The sequence below is a fragment of the Wujia sp. genome (genome assembly GCF_056872695.1).
On sequence record NZ_DBMFCD010000012.1, the window covers coordinates 18,614 to 42,546 of the forward strand.

General features: G+C 44.2%; 18 protein-coding genes. 17 read left to right on the forward strand and 1 reads right to left on the reverse strand.

What is annotated here, in order from left to right; translation table 11 throughout:
• Window positions 1-94: 94 nt before the first annotated feature.
• From ACZQK9_RS11090 to ACZQK9_RS11145, 12 genes are all read left to right on the forward strand, one after another.
• Window positions 95-2,398 carry a DEAD/DEAH box helicase gene (locus ACZQK9_RS11090; RefSeq protein WP_483270597.1) on the forward strand — a complete coding sequence of 768 codons (2,304 nt, stop codon included), beginning with the start codon at window positions 95-97 and terminating at the stop codon, window positions 2,396-2,398.
• 1 nt (window position 2,399) lies between these two features.
• The gene (truA, locus tag ACZQK9_RS11095; RefSeq protein ID WP_483270598.1) at window positions 2,400-3,158 is read left to right on the forward strand and encodes a tRNA pseudouridine(38-40) synthase TruA; all 759 of its coding nucleotides are present in this window, start codon (window positions 2,400-2,402) and stop codon (window positions 3,156-3,158) included.
• 36 nt (window positions 3,159-3,194) lie between these two features.
• The gene (locus ACZQK9_RS11100) at window positions 3,195-3,422 is read left to right on the forward strand and encodes a purine biosynthesis protein PurH (RefSeq protein WP_178017219.1); all 228 of its coding nucleotides are present in this window, start codon (window positions 3,195-3,197) and stop codon (window positions 3,420-3,422) included.
• A 163-nt stretch (window positions 3,423-3,585) separates the two neighbouring features.
• A complete protein-coding gene (locus tag ACZQK9_RS11105) occupies window positions 3,586-4,623 on the forward strand; it encodes an SPFH domain-containing protein (RefSeq protein WP_483270599.1) in 1,038 nt (345 codons plus the stop codon).
• Window positions 4,624-4,821, forward strand: coding sequence for a type II toxin-antitoxin system antitoxin (locus ACZQK9_RS11110; RefSeq protein ID WP_483270600.1), 198 nt, complete (start codon window positions 4,624-4,626; stop codon window positions 4,819-4,821).
• A gap of 104 nt (window positions 4,822-4,925) precedes the next feature.
• Window positions 4,926-5,402, forward strand: a complete 477-nt coding sequence (locus tag ACZQK9_RS11115; protein ID WP_483270601.1) for a DUF1648 domain-containing protein — start codon at window positions 4,926-4,928, stop codon at window positions 5,400-5,402.
• Between the two features lie 138 nt (window positions 5,403-5,540).
• Window positions 5,541-6,728, forward strand: coding sequence for a DUF2207 family protein (locus ACZQK9_RS11120; protein ID WP_483270602.1), 1,188 nt, complete (start codon window positions 5,541-5,543; stop codon window positions 6,726-6,728).
• A 28-nt stretch (window positions 6,729-6,756) separates the two neighbouring features.
• Window positions 6,757-7,317, forward strand: coding sequence for a LemA family protein (locus ACZQK9_RS11125; protein ID WP_483270603.1), 561 nt, complete (start codon window positions 6,757-6,759; stop codon window positions 7,315-7,317).
• A gap of 387 nt (window positions 7,318-7,704) precedes the next feature.
• Window positions 7,705-9,828, forward strand: coding sequence for a SulP family inorganic anion transporter (locus tag ACZQK9_RS11130; RefSeq protein ID WP_483270604.1), 2,124 nt, complete (start codon window positions 7,705-7,707; stop codon window positions 9,826-9,828).
• Window positions 9,829-10,030: 202 nt separating this feature from the next.
• Complete coding sequence (gene pyrE, locus ACZQK9_RS11135; RefSeq protein ID WP_483270605.1) at window positions 10,031-10,705, forward strand: orotate phosphoribosyltransferase; 675 nt, start codon at window positions 10,031-10,033, stop codon at window positions 10,703-10,705.
• A gap of 29 nt (window positions 10,706-10,734) precedes the next feature.
• Window positions 10,735-10,884: a hypothetical protein gene (locus ACZQK9_RS11140; RefSeq protein WP_483270606.1), complete on the forward strand. Its 150-nt coding sequence runs from the start codon at window positions 10,735-10,737 to the stop codon at window positions 10,882-10,884.
• Between the two features lie 195 nt (window positions 10,885-11,079).
• Window positions 11,080-14,121 carry a SpaA isopeptide-forming pilin-related protein gene (locus tag ACZQK9_RS11145; protein ID WP_483270607.1) on the forward strand — a complete coding sequence of 1,014 codons (3,042 nt, stop codon included), beginning with the start codon at window positions 11,080-11,082 and terminating at the stop codon, window positions 14,119-14,121.
• A 59-nt stretch (window positions 14,122-14,180) separates the two neighbouring features.
• Here the strand turns inward: ACZQK9_RS11145 and ACZQK9_RS11150 are convergent, their stop codons facing one another.
• Window positions 14,181-16,610, reverse strand: a complete 2,430-nt coding sequence (locus ACZQK9_RS11150; RefSeq protein ID WP_483270608.1) for a bifunctional diguanylate cyclase/phosphodiesterase — start codon at window positions 16,608-16,610, stop codon at window positions 14,181-14,183.
• 193 nt (window positions 16,611-16,803) lie between these two features.
• Here ACZQK9_RS11150 and ACZQK9_RS11155 point away from each other — a divergent pair, with 193 nt between their 5' ends.
• The 5 genes from ACZQK9_RS11155 to ACZQK9_RS11175 all read left to right on the forward strand — a co-directional run bounded on the left by ACZQK9_RS11155 (window position 16,804) and on the right by ACZQK9_RS11175 (window position 23,888).
• Window positions 16,804-17,694, forward strand: coding sequence for a chemotaxis protein CheX (locus tag ACZQK9_RS11155; protein ID WP_483270609.1), 891 nt, complete (start codon window positions 16,804-16,806; stop codon window positions 17,692-17,694).
• A 37-nt stretch (window positions 17,695-17,731) separates the two neighbouring features.
• On the forward strand, window positions 17,732-18,094 hold the full coding sequence (locus ACZQK9_RS11160) for a response regulator (RefSeq protein WP_178017212.1): 363 nt from the start codon (window positions 17,732-17,734) through the stop codon (window positions 18,092-18,094).
• Window positions 18,095-18,191: 97 nt separating this feature from the next.
• Window positions 18,192-19,133 carry a M14 family metallopeptidase gene (locus ACZQK9_RS11165; protein ID WP_178017211.1) on the forward strand — a complete coding sequence of 314 codons (942 nt, stop codon included), beginning with the start codon at window positions 18,192-18,194 and terminating at the stop codon, window positions 19,131-19,133.
• A complete protein-coding gene (locus tag ACZQK9_RS11170; RefSeq protein WP_178017210.1) occupies window positions 19,126-20,061 on the forward strand; it encodes a M14 family metallopeptidase in 936 nt (311 codons plus the stop codon). The genes ACZQK9_RS11165 and ACZQK9_RS11170 overlap by 8 nt, the downstream gene beginning before the upstream one ends.
• A gap of 38 nt (window positions 20,062-20,099) precedes the next feature.
• The gene (locus ACZQK9_RS11175) at window positions 20,100-23,888 is read left to right on the forward strand and encodes a phosphoribosylformylglycinamidine synthase (protein WP_483270610.1); all 3,789 of its coding nucleotides are present in this window, start codon (window positions 20,100-20,102) and stop codon (window positions 23,886-23,888) included.
• Window positions 23,889-23,933: the final 45 nt, after the last annotated feature.

Below are 23,933 nucleotides of genomic sequence, written 5' to 3' on the forward strand. Positions count from 1 at the left end.
AAAACTGTACGGTAGAAAACTTCGTTTCTTTTGTTGAAGTTTACTATATAAATATCAAATTGTTAATTATATTTTTAGAAGTGAATAACCAATCATGAACTACGAAAACATTTTACAATTTAAAGGAACATGGCGTGTGTATCAGGCACGGGTGCTGGATCGGGCAGAGCATTATGTGAGGGATGGAAAGATCCATATCGTAGCAGCTCCGGGTTCGGGAAAGACTACGCTTGGAATCGAACTGATACGCAGGCTGCAGGGAACGGCGCTCGTGCTTGTGCCGACCATTACGATCCGGGAGCAGTGGATCGCGCGGATCAAAGAGGCATTTTTGTGTGATGGCGTGGACGCCGAAGCGTATCTGTCACAAAACCTGAAAAATCCGCGTGCAATCACAGTGACTACATATCAGGCATTGCACAGTGCTATGACGCAGATACAGGATGGAGAGGAAGATTATCAGGGATTTTCCCTGTTTCAGGTCTTGCAGGATGCAAAGGTAGATACGCTTTGTCTCGACGAATGCCATCATCTGCGAAGCGAGTGGTGGAAATCTCTGGAAAGCTTGAAGGAGAAGCTGATCGATGTGACAACAATCGCACTTACAGCGACACCGCCATATGATTCGACACCTGCTATGTGGAACCGTTATATCGCGATGTGCGGAGAGATAGATGAGGAGATCACGACACCGGAGCTGGTGAAGGAGGGAAGCCTCTGCCCGCATCAGGATTATGTGTATTTCAATTATCCGACAAAGCAGGAAGAAGCGGAAGTGATGCGGTATATGCAGGCACATCCGGACTGTGAGGAGTTAGATCCGGAGATAGAGAAGCATCTGACGAATTCCCTTGGGAAGATCGAAAGCATTCGCCAGATCACACAGCATGAATATGCATCACTTCATGGAAGGCTGCATATGCTGATCCTCACGGATTACATACGGAAGGAACATGAAAAATCAATCGGAAACCGGGAAGCAGATGTGAATCTGCTCGGGGTGCTGCCGCTCTTTGAGAATCTCCGACGGGATGCACAGGATATGTGGTCGGATATGCGGCTCGGCGTGCTATGTGGAAGTATCATTGTGATACCAGCCGGGGCGAAGGATGCACTATTAAAAACTGTGGGTGATGCAGGCACGGTGACATTCTCGAAGCTTGGAAGTCTGCCGGAGACTGAGTATGTGAAGGTATCTGCGGTTGGTGACTCACATTTCCTGATACCGGCGGTGACACAGTTGTTTGCAGATGGATATATACAGGTGTTGATCGGTACGAAATCACTGCTTGGCGAAGGCTGGGATTCCCCGTGCATCAATTCCCTGATCCTTGCAAGTACGGTTGGTTCGTTTATGCTCAGTAACCAGATGCGTGGCAGAGCCATCCGCACATGGGACAGGGAACCGGATAAGACAAGCAATATCTGGCATCTGGTATGCTTAAAACCGTGGTATGAGAGTTCGTTCGGAACCAAACCGGAGACGAGCGAGGATTACCGGATGCTTACCAGACGAATGGAACATTTCTTAGGTCTGCACTACGCTGAGGATGTGATTGAAAATGGTCTGGCACGATTGTCGGTTATACAGAAACCATTTACAAAAGCAAATGTCGCGAACATGAATGCAACGATGCTTGCCTTATCGAAGGAGCGGAGCCGATTGCGGGAACGTTGGAACCGTTCGCTTACAATCTATCCGAAGATGGAGGTTGTGACAGAGGTGAAGGTGCGGGATAAAGCGGTGCCAAGGGCGGCGTTTCATGATGCGGTAGCAAAGATGATATTCTCGATATTCCTGTTGTGTGCTGCGTGGTATATGGCGGCGCAGACAGGTGCGAAAACCGGGAGTGCGTGGCTTGGAACGCTAGCCGGAATATTTACGCTGGCGGGACTGGGGATGCTTTCATACTGCTTCCCGAAGATGTTTATGCTTGGAAGTCCGTACGAACGGTTGAAGACATTTGGCAAGGGAATCCGGAAGGCACTGGAGAAGCAGAAGCTTTTGGATATGCCGGACAGTAAGGTCGTGACGGAAACACCGGAGGCGTATAAACATGTCGTATATCTGCAGGGCGGAAGTGGAAGAGATGGCACGCTTTTTTCCCGGTGTGTGAATGAGTTTTTTGCACCGGTTGAGAATCAGAAATACATCTTAGTCAAGCATGGAAGACAAAGAGGAAATGACCGTTTCTTTGCAGTGCCGGATTGTTTTTCGGCGAAGAAAGAACAGGCAGAGCAGTTTACAGAGTGCATGCGTCCATATATCGGCGCGTATGATTGTGTTTATACGCGGGCAGGACAGGGGAATGTTTTGCTGCAGGAGGCACAGAAGGTTGCTTATGCGAATCAGGAAGCACGCTGCAGTATGCGGCGGAAGGTAACAGGAAGGAAGTAGAATGAATTATAGATTGACGATCAGCTATGATGGCACGCGCTATCATGGCTGGGAAAGTAAAAAAGAAGTGGATACGATCGAGGGAAAGTTAGAAGCGGTCTTCACGAGGATGACGGAACAGGACGTGAAGATTCATGGCGCAGGAAGAACCGATGCAGGTGTGCATGCGATGGGCATGGTTGCAAACGGCTTCCTAGATACCACGCTTACACCGGAAGAGATCAAAACATATGCGAATCATTATCTGCCGGATGATATCTGCATCCGCGATGTAACAGTTTCATCCGAGCGGTTTCATGCGAGACTTAATGCCAAAGGAAAGGTGTATCAGTATACCTGTTATATCGGGGACGAAAAGCCGGTATTTGACCGGATGTATACATGGGTGTTACCGGAATGGGTTACGAATGGGACATCTGACCGGATGCCGGATATAGAAGCGATGCAAAAGGCAGCAGGATACCTGATTGGCACGCATGATTTCAAGAGCTTCTGTGGAAATAATAAGATGAAGAAATCTACGGTACGGACAATCTATGATATTACAATCGCAGAGGAGAGAGGATATCTGCGGATGACATTTCATGGAAATGGTTTTTTGCAGAACATGGTCCGGATACTGACCGGAACACTGCTTGAGGTTGGCTATGGACGGATGCACGCGGAAGATATGGAGACGGTGCTTGCGTCACGGGACAGACAGATGGCAGGACCGACAGCACCGCCACATGGACTTACACTTCTAGAAGTGGAATATTGAGTATAATATTGAGGAAGACGAAAGGACGGATACGAGATGTCAGGCTATTTGATCAAGGATACAACGAAGGAAGAACGCGAGCAGATTGTAGCAGAATCGCTCGGAAATATTGAGGCAACCTGTGATGGCTGTATGAGTGGCTTAGCGGAGATGTATCAGGATTACATCGATGGGAAGAAGGAGCTGCGCGAGATTAATATGGAATTCAATGCCCGCTATGTGAAGGGCGAGGATATGCCACAGCGGAGCCGGTGCCCGATGTAAGAAAGAAAATCTATATGAGACAGGGGACGCTCTTCATGACAAAAACAACGTCCCCAAGACCGGTGCAGAGATGTGCCGGTTTTTTCTTGACAAGAAAAAATCATAGTGATATGATTTTGATATCAAAATAAAACATGCATCGATTCAAAGGGAGGAATTGGTTATGGAAGAGAAAATTTATACTACAAAGCGAAAAGGTATGGCAGTATTACTGACGGTTTTATTCGTTTATCTGATTGCGATTGCAGGTACTGTATTCGGAGCTGTAAAGTATGAGGATTCCACAGAAACAGGCTATATGGTACTCATGGTTGTTTCCATCGTCGTGTTATCGCTTGGATGGTTTCCGCTGATTGGACTTCGGGTGTTGAAGCCACAGGAAGCATTGGTTCTGACGTTGTTCGGGAAGTATGTTGGTACGATCCGTGAAGCCGGTTTTTACTTCGTGAATCCATTTTGTACAGCAATCAATCCGGCAGCAACAACGAAGCTTGCACAGAGCGGGGATATCCAGCAGACAGCAGCGAAGAGTGCATTTTCCATCTCTGCGGATGGTACGTCTGTATCGGTTGATGGTTGTGCATCAGGAAAGAAGATTTCATTAAAGGCGATGACTTTAAGTAATGGCAGACAGAAGATCAACGACTGTCTCGGTAACTCGGTTGAGATCGGAATTGCAGTTATCTGGCGTGTAATGGATACAGCAAAGGCAGTTTTCAATGTCGATAACTATAAGGAATATTTATCCCTGCAGTGTGACAGTGCGCTTCGTAATATTGTGCGCGTCTATCCATATGATGTCGCACCGAATGTTGACACAACCGGTGACGGCGTAGCCGATGAAGGCAGTCTGCGTGGTTCCGCAGAGGTTGTAGCCGGAAGAATCCGTGATGAGATCCAGAGCAAGGTCAATGAGGCAGGCCTTGAGATCGTGGAAGCAAGAATTACATATCTTGCATATGCACCGGAAATTGCATCTGTAATGTTGCAGCGGCAGCAGGCATCTGCTATTATAGATGCCAGAAAGATGATCGTAGACGGAGCGGTTGGAATGGTAGAAATGGCGTTAGAAGAATTAAATAAAAAACAGGTCGTTGACTTGGACGAGGAGCGAAAGGCAGCTATGGTTTCAAATCTCTTGGTAGTTTTGTGCGGCAACCATGATGCGCAGCCAATCGTGAACTCGGGAAGCTTATACTAGATGGCAACGAAAAAACAGATTCCGCTCCGCTTATCGGAAAAACTGTATGCCGATATTGCCGCATGGGCAGAAGATGACTTTCGATCCGTTAACGGACAGATCGAATATCTCCTATCCGAGTGCGTGAGACAACGGAAGAAAGATGGAAAATATGTCTCTGAGGAGATTGACGTTCCACCGGAACTGGATATCAAATGATATGAGACAGGGGACACTCTCCGGGACAAATAAAATGTCCCCCAAAAGACAGGGGGACACTCTTCATGACAAAAACAACGTCCCCAAGGTAAGGAGGAATTGAGATGAAAAACTACATTACACTCAAGCAGAAGATTGTTGAGATACTCGCCTATGTTTTGATGTGGGCATCGATTGTGATTGGAATTATATGGTCTGCAAAGCTGCCGAAGGAAGTGGCAACACACTTTGATGCGGCTGGAAATGCAGATGGATATGGATCTCCGTATTCTTTCTTATTTTTACCAATTATTATGCTGATTACCTGTGGCATCTGCAGTCTGATCCTGCATTTTCTGCCACCCGATCTGTGGAGCATGCCAGTGAAAGTAAAACCGGAACATGCGGTGCGTGTGTACAGAGACGTTGTCTGGATGATGGTGGGGATGGAATTTTGTTTTGGTGTATTTACGCTTTATAGCACGATAACCGCTTATATGCAGAAGATGGATGGCATGCTTGCAGCAACGTTTATATTCCTGGCAGTTTTATTTGGAATCATCATATGGTGTATTGTCGCGTGTGTGCGGCATAACCGGTAGGGTTTAACGAAAACTTAACATGAGAATTACATAGTACAGATAGATTCGAATCGAGGAAGCTGATACTTTATAGATAAGATCACATAGTTTATGTAGAACGATGTATGGTTTTATTGATAACCGGAATTGGAGAATTCGATGAAGCAGAAACGGTTTCGAACAGAACATCTGAATGATATCACAAAGCAGGAGCATCGTACATGGTTGATCTTTCCGGTCATCATGGGGGTGCTCCTGCTTCGTTATGGCTGGGAGATTTTTAACGTATCCGCAGGAAAGAATATTCTTCCGAATGCAATGGGATTTCTTGTGATTGCATGTTTGCTTGCACTTGTGCTCGGCTGTATTCCGTTTTATTTTCGGAGAGCAAAGCTGCTTGGTGCGAAGAAGGAACTGCTTTCAAACTGTACATTTATCACGATGCAGGATCTCGACTATTACCGGGATAAGCTGACTGGACTGACACCGGGGGAGATCAGTCTGCTGGAGGATTTGTCGCTAGAGACGGAAAAGGATGTCAGTGCATGTATCCTACGATATGAGCGTCTGGGGGTGCTGCGGGAGACAACAGATGGATACGAGCGCGGAAATGCAAAGCCGGGTGCGCTTGAAAGCCTGCGGGAGTCAGACCGGTATCTGCTCGAGAAGCTGTTGGATGGTACATGGAATCGTAACGCGCAGACGTGGAAGGATAAAGTAATCGAGGAAGCACAGACGGATGGATTCCTGACGAAGAAAAAAGGATTTTCATTATCAAAGATGGATGTACATGCGAAAAAAATAACACTTATCTGGCTGCTGTTGCTGATTGTGTGTATCCTGCTGATCGCATCCGGGCAAGTAGAGTCTGCGATGCAGGGGTATAAGGATGCACCTACCCTTCCGGTTCCTGATTGGGTGTTCTGGTTTGGCAGACAGCAAAATTGGATGCTTACATGTCTGAATAATATACGCGGAAGTACAAGTGAAATAGAAGTGATCATGAACACCCCGCAGCTTTTGCCGACGATGATTGTTTGTTTTTCCGTCTATGTGTTGTTCTTCCTGCTCTTTCTGGCTCCGTTTCTGTATGTGAAGATGCAGCAAAACCGGGTGCAGGAACGTGTCGATTACGGTCGGACGGAGAAAGGAAACGAGTATGCGGAATACATCTGGGGCATGAAGAATTTCATACACGATTACTCTTACTTAAATGAAGCGGACAAGGATGCACTTGCCTTGTGGGATGATTATCTAATCTATGCGGTAGTGCTGGAAGAAAATACGCAGATACGGCAGGAGATTATGGCACACGGAAATTACGGAAAGCGGACAGTGGCGGAATAAGCAAAAAAGAAGAAAGGAAGATAATACAATGGATGTAGCATGGATGATAAAGGTTGTTATTATGGTGGTCGCATTGATACTGGTAATTATGTCAATCTGTATCTGCAATCAATTTATGGTATTAAAGACACGAGCGGAGAATCAGGCATCGCAGATCGATATTCAGCTTGCCAGACGCGCGGATCTGATTCCGAATCTGGTAGAAATCGTGAAGGGGTATGCTAAGCATGAGAAAGAAACGCTGACCGCAGTGGTAGAGCTTCGAAACCGGATTGCACTGGCAGATACAAGGGAGGAGCGGTATCAGGCAAGTGTTGATCTGAATCAGGCGTCCCGTCAGATGTTTGCCGTGGCAGAGCAGTATCCGGAACTGCGTTCCAATACAAACTTTCTGCAACTGCAGACAGAGCTTGCTGAGACCGAAGACCGTGTGAGCAAGGCAAGACAGTTTTACAATGATGCGGCGACGAAATATAACATCGAGCTGCAGATGTTCCCAAAGTCGATTCTTGCGAAGCTGTTTCATCAGACCAGACTGCCGCTTTTGGAGTTTGAAGCCACCGGGAATCCGAAGATTGCACTAAATTAGACAATTTACAACATGTGAATACTAAAACACACAAAAAGAAGTGGGAAATCTACCCGCTTCTTTTTATATGTGTTAATATATAGAAAGCAAAGTTTTATTTATGTGTGTATGATTATAGTAATTCGTATGATATACAATATGTATGAAGTCTTAGAAGTTCTTAATGTTCTATAGGTATATAGCAATGTTTGAACACGAAGTTCAAACAAGCCGCCACTGAGCCATGGATGGCGAATTGGCGGCGGTTGCGTATTAATAGAATGTGTAAATTAGAACATTTAGAACTTCTTGACTTTATACATCGTATATCATACGAATTACTATAAACATATACATAAATAAAACGTTGCTTTGATGAAGATAAAAGAATAAGGGAGATGAAAATCAATGAAACTATCATTTGCGCATACATTACGGCACTATGATAAAAAGAATATAGGAAAAGATATCTTGGCGGGACTCATCATCATGGCTGTTTCTATTCCGATTTCGATGGGATATGCCCTGATTGCGGGACTCCCTGCGGTGTATGGTCTGTATGGGTCGGTGTTTCCGATTCTTGCGTTCGCGCTTCTTTCAACGTCACCGCAATTCATATTCGGCGTGGATGCGGCTCCGGCAGCACTGATTGGTTCTGCACTTTTAACCTTGCATGTTGAGGCAGGAAGTGAAGAAGCCATGGCGGTTGTACCGGTGCTTACATTCTTTGTCGCGGTGTGGCTGCTTGCATTTTCTTTTATGAAAGCGGGAAAGCTGGTCAATTACATATCGGCTCCGGTGATGGGAGGATTTATCACAGGTATCTGCTCGACGATCATTCTTATGCAGGTGCCGAAGATTCTTGGTGGTACGGCAGGAACCGGAGAGTTTTTTGAACTGGCAAAGCATATCGGACAGACAGCAAAGCATGTGAATGTGCCATCCATCCTCTTGGGCGTGGTATCACTTGTAATCCTGCTTGTGGCGAAAAAACTGGTTCCGAAATTCCCGATGGCAGTTGTACTGATGGCTGCTGGAGCCTGCTATACGCGGTTTGGAAATGTGCTGGAGCTTGGAATCCAGACACTCTCGAAGGTGGAGACGGGACTTCCGAAGTGGCAGATACCGGATTTTTCAGCCGTTTCAATTCGTGAGGCTGTGACAGTCAGCCTGTCGGTGGCAGTTGTAATTATGGCGGAGACGTTGCTCGCAGAAAATAATTTTGCACAGAAAAATGGCTACCGAATTGATGATAATCAGGAGATCTTTGCATTCTCCGTCGGAAACTTTCTTGCAGCCTTTACCGGGTGCTGTCCAATCAATGGCTCCGTATCCCGTACAGCGATGGGCGAGCAGTATCAGGGAAAGACACAGCTTACCTCACTTGTGGCAGGACTTTCCATGATTGTGCTTTTGCTGTGTGGAACGGGATTTATCCAGTATCTGCCGATTCCGGTTCTTACCGCGATTGTGATATCGGCATTGCTTGGGGCGACGGAGTTTGATCTGATGGCACGGCTCTGGAAGGTCAGCCGGACCGAATGTATGATTTTTGTCGGTGCATTTTTAGGTGTGCTTCTGCTTGGTACGATCAATGGTGTTTTGATCGGTATTTTGCTTTCCTTTGCGGAAGTGATCATCCGGACAGCGAAGCCATCCACCTGCTTTCTTGGGATTCAGCCGGGGCATAAGCATTTCCGGGATTTGAAGGAGAGCAGCCAGATCCACGCACTGTCCGGTGTGCTTGTTTACCGGTTCAGCAGCAATCTGTTCTTTGCAAATGTGCAGGTGCTGAAAAACGATATTGAGGATCATATTAAACCGGATACGAAAGCTGTGATCCTTGATGCGGGCGGAATCGGAAGTCTGGATATTACTGCGGCAGACTGCCTGAAACGTCTGCATCAGTCATTGAAAGAAAAGGGCATCCGGTTCTATATGACGGAACATATTTCGGAGGTGAACGAACAGTTAAGGAAGCTTGGACTCGGATATCTGATTGAGGAGGGGTGCGTGCGCAGAACCATTCATATTGCATTGAAGGATATGGGAATCAACCGTCCGTATCCATTGGAAGACGGTGTGGATAATGAGGATCGCAGTGCGTCCCGGAAACGTGCAGATAATCGTGTGCAGGAGTTTGTGTGGGCGTTCGGTTCCGATGCGGAAAAACAGATCGAGCGTCAGATTGAAAAGCAGATTGCACATCTAAAAGAAAGTGGGGATATCGAGGATCTGCTGCATGGACGATGGGCGCATATGGAGGAGCTTGACGAAGATGAGTGGCTGGAACACTTGGAGGAACACCTGAAGGAGATTGTCAATATATCCGGTAAGGATGAACATACCCTTGCGATGCAGATTGAGGAACACAGAAAACAGGTGCATGACCGGATTGCAAAGAATCATCCGGAGCTTGCAGAGCGTTTCAAGGAGCGCAGACATGTCCTCGATACACATCTGAAAGAACGCCATCCAAAGGTGTATGAGCTTGTACTGCAGTCGCGCGAGAAGAATGAACGGAATCGCTGAGTACATCTTCGATAAAAGTGAAAATTCCACGGCAAAATTCTCCGTTTATGATTGCGCAAAACTGATTGAAACAAACGGGTAACTATGCTAGAATATATACAATTATGTGGCGTATAGAGAAATCTATGGCAGACATGAATCTACATGCGTGAATGTTGTTTGTTGCTGCCGACAGCCCGAAAAACAGGAGGATTTATACGATATGGAACAGTATAAAGAGCAGTTTATTGAATTTATGATCGATTGTAACGTATTGAAGTTTGGTGATTTCGTGACAAAGAGCGGAAGAAAGACACCATTTTTTGTGAATACAGGTTTTTACAGAACAGGTTCCCAGTTAGCACGCCTGGGCGAGTATTATGCAGAGGCAATCAAGGACAAGTTCGGCTTTGATTTCGATGTGCTGTTTGGACCGGCATATAAGGGAATCCCGCTTTCCGTAGCTACAACAATGGCGATTGCCAACAAGTACGATGCAGACATCCGTTACTGCTCAAACCGTAAGGAAATCAAAGATCACGGGGATAAGGGAATCCTGCTTGGAAGTCCGATCAACGATGGTGACAAGGTTGTGATTATCGAGGATGTAACAACCGCAGGTACTTCGATTCAGGAGACACTCCCGATTGTGAAGGCACAGGGCGATGTCGATGTGCTCGGTCTTGTTGTATCGGTTGACCGTATGGAGCGTGGCCAGGGGGAGAAGAGTGCACTGATGGAGATCGAAGAAAACTATGGATTAAAGACGACTGCAATCGTAACGATGGCAGAGGTTGTAGAGCATTTGTACAACAAGCCTTACAAGGGAAATGTCGTGATTGATGACACCTTGAAGGCAGCGATTGACGCATATTATGAGCAGTATGGAGTAAAATAGTTTTATTGCAAGTATGGGAGGTCTAAAGTATGGAGAAGTTATATCATAAGCTCAATACAGTCGGAATCAGCAATCTGGTTATTGGAATCGTGACAATTATTGTAGGCGTTGGTGCTGGTGTGACGATGATCGTGAATGGTGCGCGCCTGATTACAGGTAAGAAGGATATTACATTTTAAGGGGTTCATGGAGTCTCGAACAGATTGTGAAAAATAAGTGAATTTACAGAATTGAATTGACAGGACTTTTAAGAGTATGGTACAGTTACCATACTCTTTTTTAACAATATAATTATATCTTTTTTCATTTGCGATAAACATAGAAGATGGATTCCGTCAGATTTCTGCATATAGTTAAGGTATGGAGGAATTAATATGTTTATTTCGTTTTGGAAGAAAATTATTCACAAACTAAAAATTAATAAAATATGGAAACAGGTTCTTGTATATGGAATCGTAGCGTTTTTGATTATGCAGTGTTATCAGTTGCCGTTTGCATTTGAAAATGAAAATATACCTGATGAGGTGGCAAGCATTGGAGACGCAACGTGGATTGACGCATATCCGGATATGAATCTGCAGGAACAGGAAAGCGATGATTTGCAGATAGAAATAGACGGTGTAGAGGTATACAGTGCCAATTCTGATTTATATTACCAGGCTCCGGATACATCAAATCCATTTGTGGCTTATGCAATGAATATTCCAAGAGGAAGTGGTATGAATTCAGATAATCTGTGTGCAACGTATGTATCGCAGGCGTTGTATGGATATTATGGAGATGAGGCCCCTGTTTCCGGAATGACATTGGTATCACAGATATCCAATACGTTAACAGGGAGCAGCAGTTGGGAATGTGTATATGCGGATGCTGCCTGCTTTCCGACTGATAAATTAGAAGCGGAGTTTGATGCAATATTTGATGGTCTGACAAATCCTGGAGATATTGTCTGCTTTGTAAATGGTAGTCTGGATAATTATGTCCATTGTGGTATTGCAGGAGGCGGTGCTGCATTGATCGGACATTTAAAAAGTTCCGGATGGGATTCTTTGCGCTCGTGCTATTATATTGATAATGCAGTCGATGTCAGAAAGATTTGTTCCGGAATGATCGTTTATCGATATAAGGAGAAACCAAAAAAAGGAACGATCTGTGTCTGTAAAAATTATAATGAAGATGTGTATAAAACTAATCCAGAGGTATATGATATTGCCGGTGCCAATTATGCAGTTTATGCAACCCGGCAGGATGCGGTTAATGGAACAAATGCACAGGGATATTGTTATATTGAACCGGACTGGAATGGTGGACCTGCAGGTGACAATGTTTCATGTACTGCAACTACGTATCCGAACCAGAATGGTGTGGAAGTGCAGTTTGAAGAGGGAACGTATTATGTGAAAGAATATAATGTACCAACCAGCGGTGCATGGCGTCTGGATCCAATGGTTTATGAGACAAAAATATATGCAGACAAGCTTACTGTGCTAGGATTACCAAGAGACAGCAATGCGAACCCGATTAATATGGATTATTATTTTATGTATTGTGATACGCAGACGATAGGTCCGGAGCGGGAGTTTCTGGGGGAACTTCAGTTAAAGAAAAACGTGGATCCCAAGTATCAGGAAATGATTCAAGATAATTCCAACTATTCGTTAGATGGAATTGAGTATACGATTTATGCTGTTTCTGGTGATCAGGTGTTTGATGGTTCCAATCCGGTTGGTACTTTTCGGATTGATGAATCCGGAAAAGGAATTGTACAATCCTGTTCACATGATGCAGCTTGTATAGGAACCAACAAAATGAAATTGCGGTTGGGCTGGTATCTGATCTATGAGACAAAGGCAAATACAAGTATGCGCATAAACACAACTCCAAAGTGGGTTCAGATTATGGGTGGACATACGGAGCCGGTTACGATAACTGTGTCGGATAAACCACAGTATGCAAGTATTGGATTATTGCTGCAGAAAAGAGGGAAAGAGCAACAACCGGTTGCGGGGGCTTATTACGAGGTAAAGTACTATCCGTGCGTATCCGATCGGAATCCGGGAGAAAATGGTCATTCAGCAGCAAGAACATGGAATTTCAAGACAGATCAAAATGGGCAGATAATTTATAAAAATGATCCTGCCTGGTTCGTGGATGGAGATGCATTTTATAAAGATGAATACAGAAATGAAGTATTGCCGGCAGGAACTATTACGATTCGGGAAACACGGGCTCCGGAAGGATATTTACTGGATGACACGGTATATGTGAAAAGAATTGTTCCAGATGGAGAGAAAATGGTCATGTCAGAAAATGCAACCTATGTTACAGAGAAAGAAATAAGGGGGGATCTGTCTTTCCGAAAAGTAAATGAAGATGGAACGCCTCTTGCTGATGTTGAGTTTCTAATTTCGGATGGGGCAGGTACTTCATACCATGTCTGGACAGATCAAAATGGATATTATTCAACAGCGGCATCCTATATTCCACATTCATATCGAACCAATGAACAAAAACAGGGATGTGGAGTCTGGTTTGGACGTGCAGAGGTGGATGATGCACAGGGTGCACTTCCGTATGGAGAATATAGCATTCAGGAATTACGGTGTGACGCAAATAAAAATCAATATCGGAATATGGAAGCTGTGACGGTTCGTATATCAGAAAATAATACGATTGTTGAGTTGGGAACATTTGTAAATTACAGATTTCCATCTATTAAAACAAAGGTGGGATATAATCTGACAGACTTTACGGAGATGCCGGATTCTGTTGTTCCGTGCACGGATATTGTATCGTTTGATGGGCTGGAAATAGGACATACCTATCGAATAAGCGGAGAAATTCGCTGGCAAAAAGATGCGGGGCTGTTAGAAGAGAAATACATAGAACAGGCAGGATATACAGAATTTGTTGCAACTGAGGAGCAAATGGATGTGGATGTCCTCTATAAAATAAAATATTGTGAAGCGCTGGCTGGCGTACCGATTGTATTTTTTGAATATGTGGAAGATACCGCTTATCCGGGAGAGACAGTAGCGGTACATACCGATATCAATGATGGAATGCAGACAATATGTTTTCCAAAGCATGAAGAACCGACGACAGAGGAGGAGACAACGGAAACGCCGACAACGACAGAAGCGGTGACAACAGAAATGCCAACAACGACAGAAGCGGTGACAACGGAAGTACCAACGACAACAGAGACAATAGTAACCGTGGAGACTATACCAACAACTGAAGTAAAGGGTACGTCAGAGACATTGACGACAGAAATAACGACAGAAAAAGCACAGACAGAAGAATCAGTAAAAACCGGAGATGAGGCAAATCTGTTTTTGGTGATTATGATTTTATCGACAACATTTGTGGGAATTATACTATTGGTAATGGGTAAAAAGCATAACAGAAGATAATAAAAGACAATAAAACCCCCATTCTGTCATACTGTACAGAATGGGGAAAATTAAAAATATCAATCATGCAATGTTTTGTGTTTGCTTAAAAGCTCGATAAAATCGGTAGAATTCAAAGGCTTGGAGAAAAGATAACCCTGCAATGTATCACAGAATTGATTCTGCAGGATCTGTAACTGCTCGTTATCTTCAACGCCTTCTGCTACAACGGAGATATCCATTTTATGTGCCAGATCAATGATAGAATCTGCGATGCAGCGATCTTTTTCATTGCTACAGATACCATCAATAAATGATTTGTCAATCTTCAGGGTATCAATTGGAATCTGCGTCAGGTAGTTGAAAGAAGAGTAGCCAGTTCCAAAATCGTCTAATGCGATAGAACAACCAAGTTCTTTCATCTGATTAATAAGCTTTAAATTATGTTCGAAAGAGTTCATCAGAACACTTTCCGTAATCTCAATTTCAAGATGCTTCAGATTCATGCCTGTTTTTTCCGGGATATCTCTTATGATGTCAATCAGATGGTCGTCTTTTAACTGCGTGGTTGATACATTGACTGATACACGGAGTGGACCAAATCCGCTCTTGATCAGAACCTGATTGAAATTGCACGCTTCGATCAATGCCCATTCACCAAGGATGTTGATGATACCGGTTTCCTCTGCGATTGGGATAAATTCGGCAGGAGAGATAAAACCAACCAGTTCGGACTCAATACGCATCAGAGCTTCATAGCCGGTAACCTGACCACTTTCCACATTGACCTGAGGCTGATATTGTAAGTAAATCTCATTTTTATCAATAACATGGGATAAAATCTCGGCAAGATCGTTCCTGCGGTTGACATCATCCTCCATGTAGCTGTCGAAGAAGCAGTAGCTGTTTTTACCGGAGTTCTTCGCATTATACATTGCGATATCTGCATTTTTGATAAGCTCACTGACTGTCAGTCCGTTATTCGGGAAGACTGCAATACCGACACTCATGGAAACCATGGCAGTTTCATCGTTTAAGATAAATGGATGATGTACAATATTGACAAGCTGTTCTGCGAAGTTCTCCAGATCGTCCACGTTATCAAAGCGATTCTTTAATACCAGAAATTCATCGCCACCATTTCGAGCCAGAATGTCATCAGATGCGATACAGGAAAGCATCCGGCTGGAGACATCCTTTAACAGAAGGTCACCATAGTCATGCCCGAGTGTATCGTTGATATTTTTAAAATTGTCCAGATCAATAAAGAAGATGGCATGCCTGCTGGCACCGACGCTTGCGTCATGAAAAATATCGTAAGCATATTTCATGAATGCAACACGGTTATACAAACCGGTCAGGCCATCGTGGTAGGCAAGCTGTTCGATGTGTGCATAGTTCTTTTTCAGTTCCTGTTCGCTGACTTCCAAAGCGGCTTTGGAAGCGGATAATTCCTTGTAGTTGTTTGAGATAATATCCATCATGCTGTTGAACATGCGGGCGAGATCTCCGAATTCATTGTCAGATAAAATATCACATTTGACATCCAGATTTCCGGAAGAGGCGTCCGACATGTTGTCACGCAGGGTGTAAATCGGCTCTGTGTATTTCGCAGATAAAATCTGGCTCATCCACACTGCAATCAGAAGAATGATGATGAGTGTGATACTCATTGTGATTGGCAATGTTGTTAGTATTTGCTGATATTGTGTTCCCTGCTGTTTGATCAGATACAGCCAGTTGGAATCGGAAAGCTTGCAAAAACCATAGATATTTCCGAAAGAGGAGGCTTTGAGATGTCCATAGTCATTTGTATTATCAGCTCCTTTCAGACAGTTAAATGCCTGTGTTTCGAGTTCCTTTTGCCCGGTCAGTCCGGTAGAAGTGAAGAGATAGCCACCATCGCTTGTCAGGATGAATGCGGAACCATCTTCCGGGATAAATGATCCGAAATACTTGGATGTAATATTGGCACGGATCAGACCCACAATCTGACTTTTAATGATAATTGGAGATACAACATCAATACTCTCAATCTCCTTGGGAGAGGAACACTGTAAAATCTTGGTTTCGGTGATATCTTCCACAGGAATTGTCATATGCTCCTGCCAGTCTGCAGTGTTTATTTTGTCAGAACTTGTAATATAATATCCGTCGACATCATAGAGATAGTAGTTAACGTTATTTCCGGTATAATCGGAAGCTGTTGAAAATAGCTCTGAGACATTTGTATAGTAAGGAGAGTCATTTCCAAGAGTAACACCATTGTAATTTTCCAAAACCAGATTCTGGATGTTTGTACCATTGGCCAGACCTTCAACTTCCGCAATCTGGGAGTTTAACTGCGCTTGAAATCCCATGCCATAGTTTTTGGCAAGCTGTTCGGTAGATTCTGTTGCAAGCTCCATGTATTTTTTATAAGATAAATTGTATGTAAAGATTGTCAGAAATATAAGTGGCAGACACGCCATTAAAACAAGCGACAATCGCAAAGACTTTTGTATAGACATAAACCGTTCCCCTCAAAGTAAAGTATGTATCATAAATGTAATAGATATATTATATAGGAAAAGTTAAGAATATTCAATCATGAAAGCACTTATTTTTGCATTTGTACGGCAGTTGCTTTTTGGCTTGGGATTGTGTATAATAATCAATAAATTATGAATTCTTGACAGAAGAATTACATGAAGGAGGGGCGTTATGTTTGGAGTTTATTTTGGAAAATATCTCGAAGATGCGGGTGTGTTGACACATGAGCAATATACGGAAATCGTAGAGGCAAGTCGTACAGCACGTGTAAAGATGGGATTGCTCGCAGTCAGTGAAGGAATTATGACAAAGGAACAGGCAGACGAGGTCAATCAGCTGCAGGCGATGAAGGATGCCAGATTTGGTGATATTGCAGTGGAAAAGGGTTATTTGACAGATGAGCAGGTTGGAAAACTTCTGAAAAAACAAGGGGATTCCTATCTTTTATTTGTACAGGCACTTGTAGAACGCAAGCTGCTTACTTTGGAGGATATTCAGAAGTATCTGAATCATTATAAAAAGTCAGAGCGTTATACGGCACTTGAGATTGATGCATTGAAAAGCTCAGATATCGATAAAATTATTCAGATTTTCTTAAAAGACAATCAGGTTCCGGCAATTGTGAAGGATTATCTTGCATTGCTTGCCAGAAATATGGTTCGTTTTGTTGATAACAAGGTTCGTTTTGAGCGGATTGAACGTATCCATACATATACAAGCAGGTACATTGCAAGCCAGTGCTTTAATGGCGATTATAATCTGTTTATCGGTATCTGTAATGTTGGAACAAAGCCGATTGCTACTGAGTTTGCAAAAGAAGAATTTGAAGTGATTGATGAGGATAGTCTGGATGCAGTATGTGAGTTCATCAATGTATGCAATGGGTTATTTGCATCAAAGGAGTCTCTGGAGGGTGTTCATATTGATATGCTTCCGCCGGAGATGTATACCGATATCACAACCATCAGTTCAGAGGGGATGATGTTCCTGCTTCCATGTTATGTGCATGGTGAACGTGCAGATATAGTAATCTGTCTGGAAACAAAGTGGAATATCGGTTAATACGGAAAGAATAGGATAAATAAGGAGAATGATTATCATGGCCAATATATTGATTGTAGATGATTCAAGAACATCCCGTAAAATCTTAAGAGGACTTTTGGAACAAAACGGATATGTAGTTGTTGGCGAGGCTAAAAATGGACAGGAAGGTTATGATATGTACGCACAGTACAAGCCTGACCTTGTAACCATGGATATTACAATGCCGGTGATGTCCGGTGTGGATAGTCTGAAGAAAATTAAGGCGGATTTCCCGGATGCAAAGATTGTTATGGTTTCCGCAGCCGGACAGCAGCATAATATGTTAGAAGCTGTCCAGAGTGGTGCCGCAGAGTTTATTGCAAAACCATTTGATGCAGAGACGATCAAGAATGTATTAAATACCGTTCTCGAAGGTTAAGTAAAAAGAAAAATAAGCATGGAATGGTCGTATATACCCGATATGTATATATGACCATTTGTGTTGTTTGAATAAAGTCAGTGGAGTTGTTTTATAAATGATAGAGACAGTTGTATCCGTAGATTTGATGGTGGAAGAAGAACTGAAGGTAAAGAAAAATCATCTGGCACCGGATTTTCCTACGGGAGAAGAAAAGAGAATCTGTATTGTATCCGGGTTGTATGGGGATGAATTGCAGGGGCAGTATATCTGTTATGAGGTGATTCGCCGGATTAAACTGGAATATGAAAATCTGGTTGGGATTGTGGATGTATATCCGGCCTTGAATCCGATGGGCCTCGATTCTAAGACGAGAGAGATCCCAGGTTCGGGAATTGATATGAATTCCATATTTCCGGGATCAAAGCTAGGTGCGTTGGGTGAGTATACCGCATCCTGTATTTTCGATGATATCAAAGGGGCTGATGTTTGTATTGATCTGCATGCAAGTAATCTGTATGTACATGAGGTGCCGCAGGTTCGTATGAACGATGACCGGGTGGATGAGCTGATGCCCATCGCTAAGTGTCTGAATGTGGATATGATCTGGATTCATCCGAGCAATTCTGTATTGAACGGAAGCCTTGCATATTCCTTAAATGAAGTTGGCGTGCGTTCGGTCGTAATTGAGTCCGGGGTTGCATATCGGATCAATCAGCAGTATTGCAATGAGATTGTGGATGGATTGTTTGCGCTGATGAAGGAGATGGGAATCTGGAAAGGAAAAACTGTGACACCGAAGAAGGTCCCAATCACAAATGATAAGGACATCCGATATATTAATGCGGAAAGCAGCGGTATCTTTATTCCGGTAGTACAGTTATTTGCACAGGTAAAAAAAGGGGACGAACTTGGAACAGTTGTAAATGTGATTACCGGCGCTGTGGAAGAAGTTGTATATGCATCCGGAGATGGTATGATTTGTTCCATGCGCGATTATCCGGTTATTGAGGAAGGCTCCCTGCTTGCAAGAATTGTGGGAGGAAACACCTATGAATAAAGAAATTATATTTTCGATGAATACAGCATTTCGTGGAGAATTTAGCATTCATGGATATTCATATGGACGCGGGGATAAAGCAGCATGTATAGTTGGTTCTATGCGTGGAAATGAATACCAGCAGTTATATATGTGCTCACTTCTGGCACAGAGACTGGCAGAGATTGAGGCACAGGGAGATGTGGTAGCAGGAAAGGAAATCCTGCTGATTCCTACACTGAATTACAGTTCAATGAACGCAGAAAAGAAAAAATGGATTTCGGATGATTCGGATATCAACCGTTCGTTTCCTGGTAATATCGAAGGAACTGCGACAAGCCGGATTGCGGCAACGCTGATGGATCGTGTCAAAGATTATACATACGGTATCCAGTTTGCGAGCTTTTATCTGCAGGGAATCTCGATTCCGCATGTCCGGATGATGGAGACCGGTACGGAGAGTACCAGTCTGGCAAATTTGTTTGGCATGCCATATGTGCTTACCGGAGATACACGTTCGTTTGATACGGCAACACTTAATTATAACTGGCAGAAGATGGGAACACAGGCTTTTTCAGTATACTCTGCTACAACAGATACACTGGATGGCGAGAGTGCAAAGATGGCGGTAAGCGCGGTGCTCCGGTTTCTGACACGTATGGGGATCATCCGCTATGAGAGCCATGGCGGATATATTTCAACGACACTCAAGGAAAAAGATCTTGTGTCAGTACGTGCCGATGAGGCAGGTTTTTTCCGTTGCATCGTCGGGGTAAATCAGGAGGTAAAACGCGGGCAGGTGCTTGCGGAGATCATTAACCCGATGGATGGTAATATTAAGGCTGAAATTTTGGCACCGACGGATGGAATTGTGTTTTTTGTACAAAATTCTCCACTCGTGTTCCAAAATGTGGTAATATACAAAATTGTAAGACGTATGCACCAGTAATGTGCAGGAAGGAAATTACAAAATTCAGGAGGAAAGTCATGAGCAAGGTTAGACGAATCTATGTAGAAAAGAAAGATGCTTATGCGGTTAAGGCAAAGGACTTAAAGAAGCAGTTCAAGGATTATCTTGGAATCAAAGCTGACAATGTCCGCGTCCTGACACGGTATGACATGGAAGGCGTATCAGAGGATACCTACAATAAAGCGAAGGTTACAATTTTCTCGGAGCCACCAATCGATGTCGTATATGAAGAATCATTTCCAATGAATGAGAAGGAGAAATGCTTCTCTCAGGAATATCTTCCGGGACAGTTCGATCAGCGTGCAGATTCTGCGGAGCAGTGTGTCAAGCTTCTGAACGAGGAGGAGACACCAGTCATCAAGACAGCGACAACCTATGTGGTAGAGGGTGACGTGACAGAAGAGCAGATGCAGACAATCCGGGAGTACGTTGTTAACCCGGTTGATTCCCGTATCACAGACGAGACAAAGCCGGAGACGTTGGTTACAAACTTCGAGGAACCGGCAGATGTGAAGATCTTTGATGGGTTCAAGGATATGCCAGAAACAGAGCTTAAGGCACTGTATGATTCACTCGGACTTGCTATGACAATCAAGGATTTTGAGCATATACAGAAATATTTTAAGAACGAAGAACACAGAGATCCATCTATGACTGAGATCCGTGTGCTCGACACATATTGGTCTGACCATTGTCGTCACACAACATTCTCAACAGAGCTTACAAATGTTGCATTTGACGATGGATATTACAAGGATGTGATTGCTGAGACATATGATCGTTATGTTGATGCAACAAAGGAGATGTACAAGGGCAGAGACGATAAGTTTGTCTGCCTGATGGACATCGCCCTTATGGCAATGAAGGAGCTGAAGAAAGCAGGCAAGCTTGATGATCAGGAAGAGTCTGACGAGATCAATGCATGCTCCATTGTTGTTCCGGTTAAGGTTGATGGCGTCGAAGAAGAGTGGCTGGTAAGCTTTAAGAACGAGACACATAATCATCCGACAGAAATCGAGCCATTTGGTGGCGCTGCAACCTGTCTGGGTGGTGCGATCCGTGATCCATTGTCAGGACGTTCTTATGTATACCAGGCAATGCGTGTGACAGGAGCCGCAGATCCTACCGTATCTTTGAAGGATACGATGCATGGAAAGCTTCCACAGAGAAAGATCGTGAAGGTTGCTGCCGAAGGTTACAGCTCTTATGGTAACCAGATTGGCCTTGCCACAGGACTTGTAAAGGAAGTATATCATCCAAACTACGTTGCAAAGCGTATGGAGATCGGTGCTGTTATGGGTGCAGCTCCAAGAAGATGTGTGAAACGTCTGAATTCTGATCCGGGCGATATCATCATCCTGCTCGGTGGACGTACCGGACGTGATGGCTGTGGTGGAGCAACCGGTTCTTCCAAGGCACATACAGAAAGCTCGATTGAGACATGTGGTGCTGAGGTACAGAAGGGTAATGCACCAACAGAGCGTAAGATCCAGCGCCTGTTCCGTCGGGAAGAGGTTGCAAGCCTGATTAAAAAATGTAACGACTTTGGTGCCGGCGGTGTGTCTGTCGCAATCGGTGAGCTTGCGGATGGTTTACAGATCGACCTGGATAAGGTTCCAAAGAAATATGCAGGTCTCGATGGTACAGAGCTTGCAATCTCCGAGTCACAGGAGCGTATGGCAGTCGTTGTTGATCCAAAGGATGTTGACAAGATGATGCAGTATGTTGCAGAGGAAAACTTAGAGGCTGTTGCGGTTGCAGTCGTGACAGAAGAGAAGCGTCTGGTACTTTCATGGAGAGGTAAAGAAATCGTCAATCTGTCCCGTGCATTCCTCGATACAAACGGTGCACATCAGGAGACAGATGTCAAGGTTTCCATGCCGGATGCATCTGCAAAATATTTTGATGAGAAGAAGGATGCTTCGGATGTGAAGAAGCTTTGGTTAGATACACTTTCTGATTTGAATGTCGCTTCCCAGAAGGGACTTGTGGAGATGTTCGATTCATCAATCGGTGCAGGTACGGTTACAATGCCATATGGCGGTAAGTACCAGCTTTCTGAGACACAGACGATGATCGCAAAGCTTCCGGTATTGAAGGGAAAGACCGATACAGTTACGATGATGAGCTATGGCTTTGATCCGTACCTGTCAAGCTGGAGCCCATATCATGGAGCTATCTATGCGGTATTGACATCTGTTGCGAAGATCGCAGCAGCAGGTGGTGATGTAAGCAAGGTAAGACTGACATTCCAGGAGTATTTCGAGAGACTTGGTACGGATCCATATCGTTGGGGTCTGCCACTTTCCGCATTGCTCGGAGCTTATGATGTACAGATGGGACTGGGACTTCCTTCTATCGGCGGTAAGGATTCCATGTCCGGTTCCTTCAATGATATTGATGTTCCACCAACTCTGGTCAGCTTTGCAGTGGATGTAGCAAGCTATCAGGATGTGGTAACACCGGAATTAAAGAAAGCAGGCAATCAGCTTGTATGCTTCGATATCAAGCGCGATGCTTATGATAAGCCGGATTACAAGGATGCAATGGATAAATACGAGAAGCTGCATCAGGCAATCACGGAAGGCAAAGTTGTATCCGCTTATGCAATCGGCTTCGGTGGTATGATCGAGGCTGTCTCCAAGATGGCATTTGGTAACAAGCTTGGTGTGAAGCTTGCAAAGACTGTCGATGCAGATGATCTTACAGCGAAGAAATATGGTTCTATCATTCTTGAAGTAGAAAAAGACAAAGTGACAGAGCTTGGCATTCCATGTACAGTTATCGGTGAAGTACAGGATGCACCGGAATTCGTATATGGTGATAGTGTGATCACAATGGATGAGGCACTGGATGCATGGACAAAGAAGCTTGAAAAGGTATTCCCGACAGAGTCCGGTGTAGAGCAGAACGATAAGATCAATGATACATTGAAGATCGTAGACGGAAAGGTAAGCACAGGACTGTATGATGCCGGTTCTATCTATGTAGCAAGGAATAAAGTAGCAAAGCCAAAGGTATTTATTCCGGTATTTCCTGGAACAAACTGCGAGTACGATTCAGCCAAGGCGTTTGAAAATGCAGGTGCGGAGGTACAGACAATCGTATTCCGCAACATGGATGCACAGGGTATCCGTGATTCGGTAGATGCATTCACGAAAGCAATCAGTGAAAGCCAGATCATCATGTTCCCAGGTGGTTTCTCTGCTGGTGATGAGCCGGATGGTTCCGGTAAGTTCATCGCAACTGCATTCCGGAATGCGAAGATTGCGGATGAGGTTATGAAGCTTCTGCATGAACGTGATGGATTGGCACTTGGTATTTGTAATGGTTTCCAGGCACTCATCAAGCTCGGACTTGTTCCTTACGGTGAGATTCGTCCACAGGAGGCTGATTCACCGACATTGACGATTAATAGCATCGGCCGTCATCAGTCCAAGATGGTTTATACAAAGGTTGTTACAAACAAGAGTCCATGGCTGCAGAAGGCTAAGCTTGGTGGTGTGTATACTGTACCAATCTCACATGGTGAGGGACGTTTTGTTGCAAGCAAGGAGTGGACAGAGAAGCTCTTCGCAAATGGACAGGTTGCAACTCAGTATGTTGATATGGATGGCAATCCAACAATGGATGAATATTACAATGTCAATGGTTCTTACTACGCAATCGAGGGTATCACAAGCCCGGATGGCCGTGTACTTGGTAAGATGGCACACTCTGAGCGTAAAGGAACTGCTGTGGCAGTAAATATCTACGGAGATCAGGATCAGAAGATCTTTGAGTCCGGTGTTGCTTATTTCTCATAAATAAAGGTTAAGATTGCGGCATGGACACATGTCACGGAAAGGGGA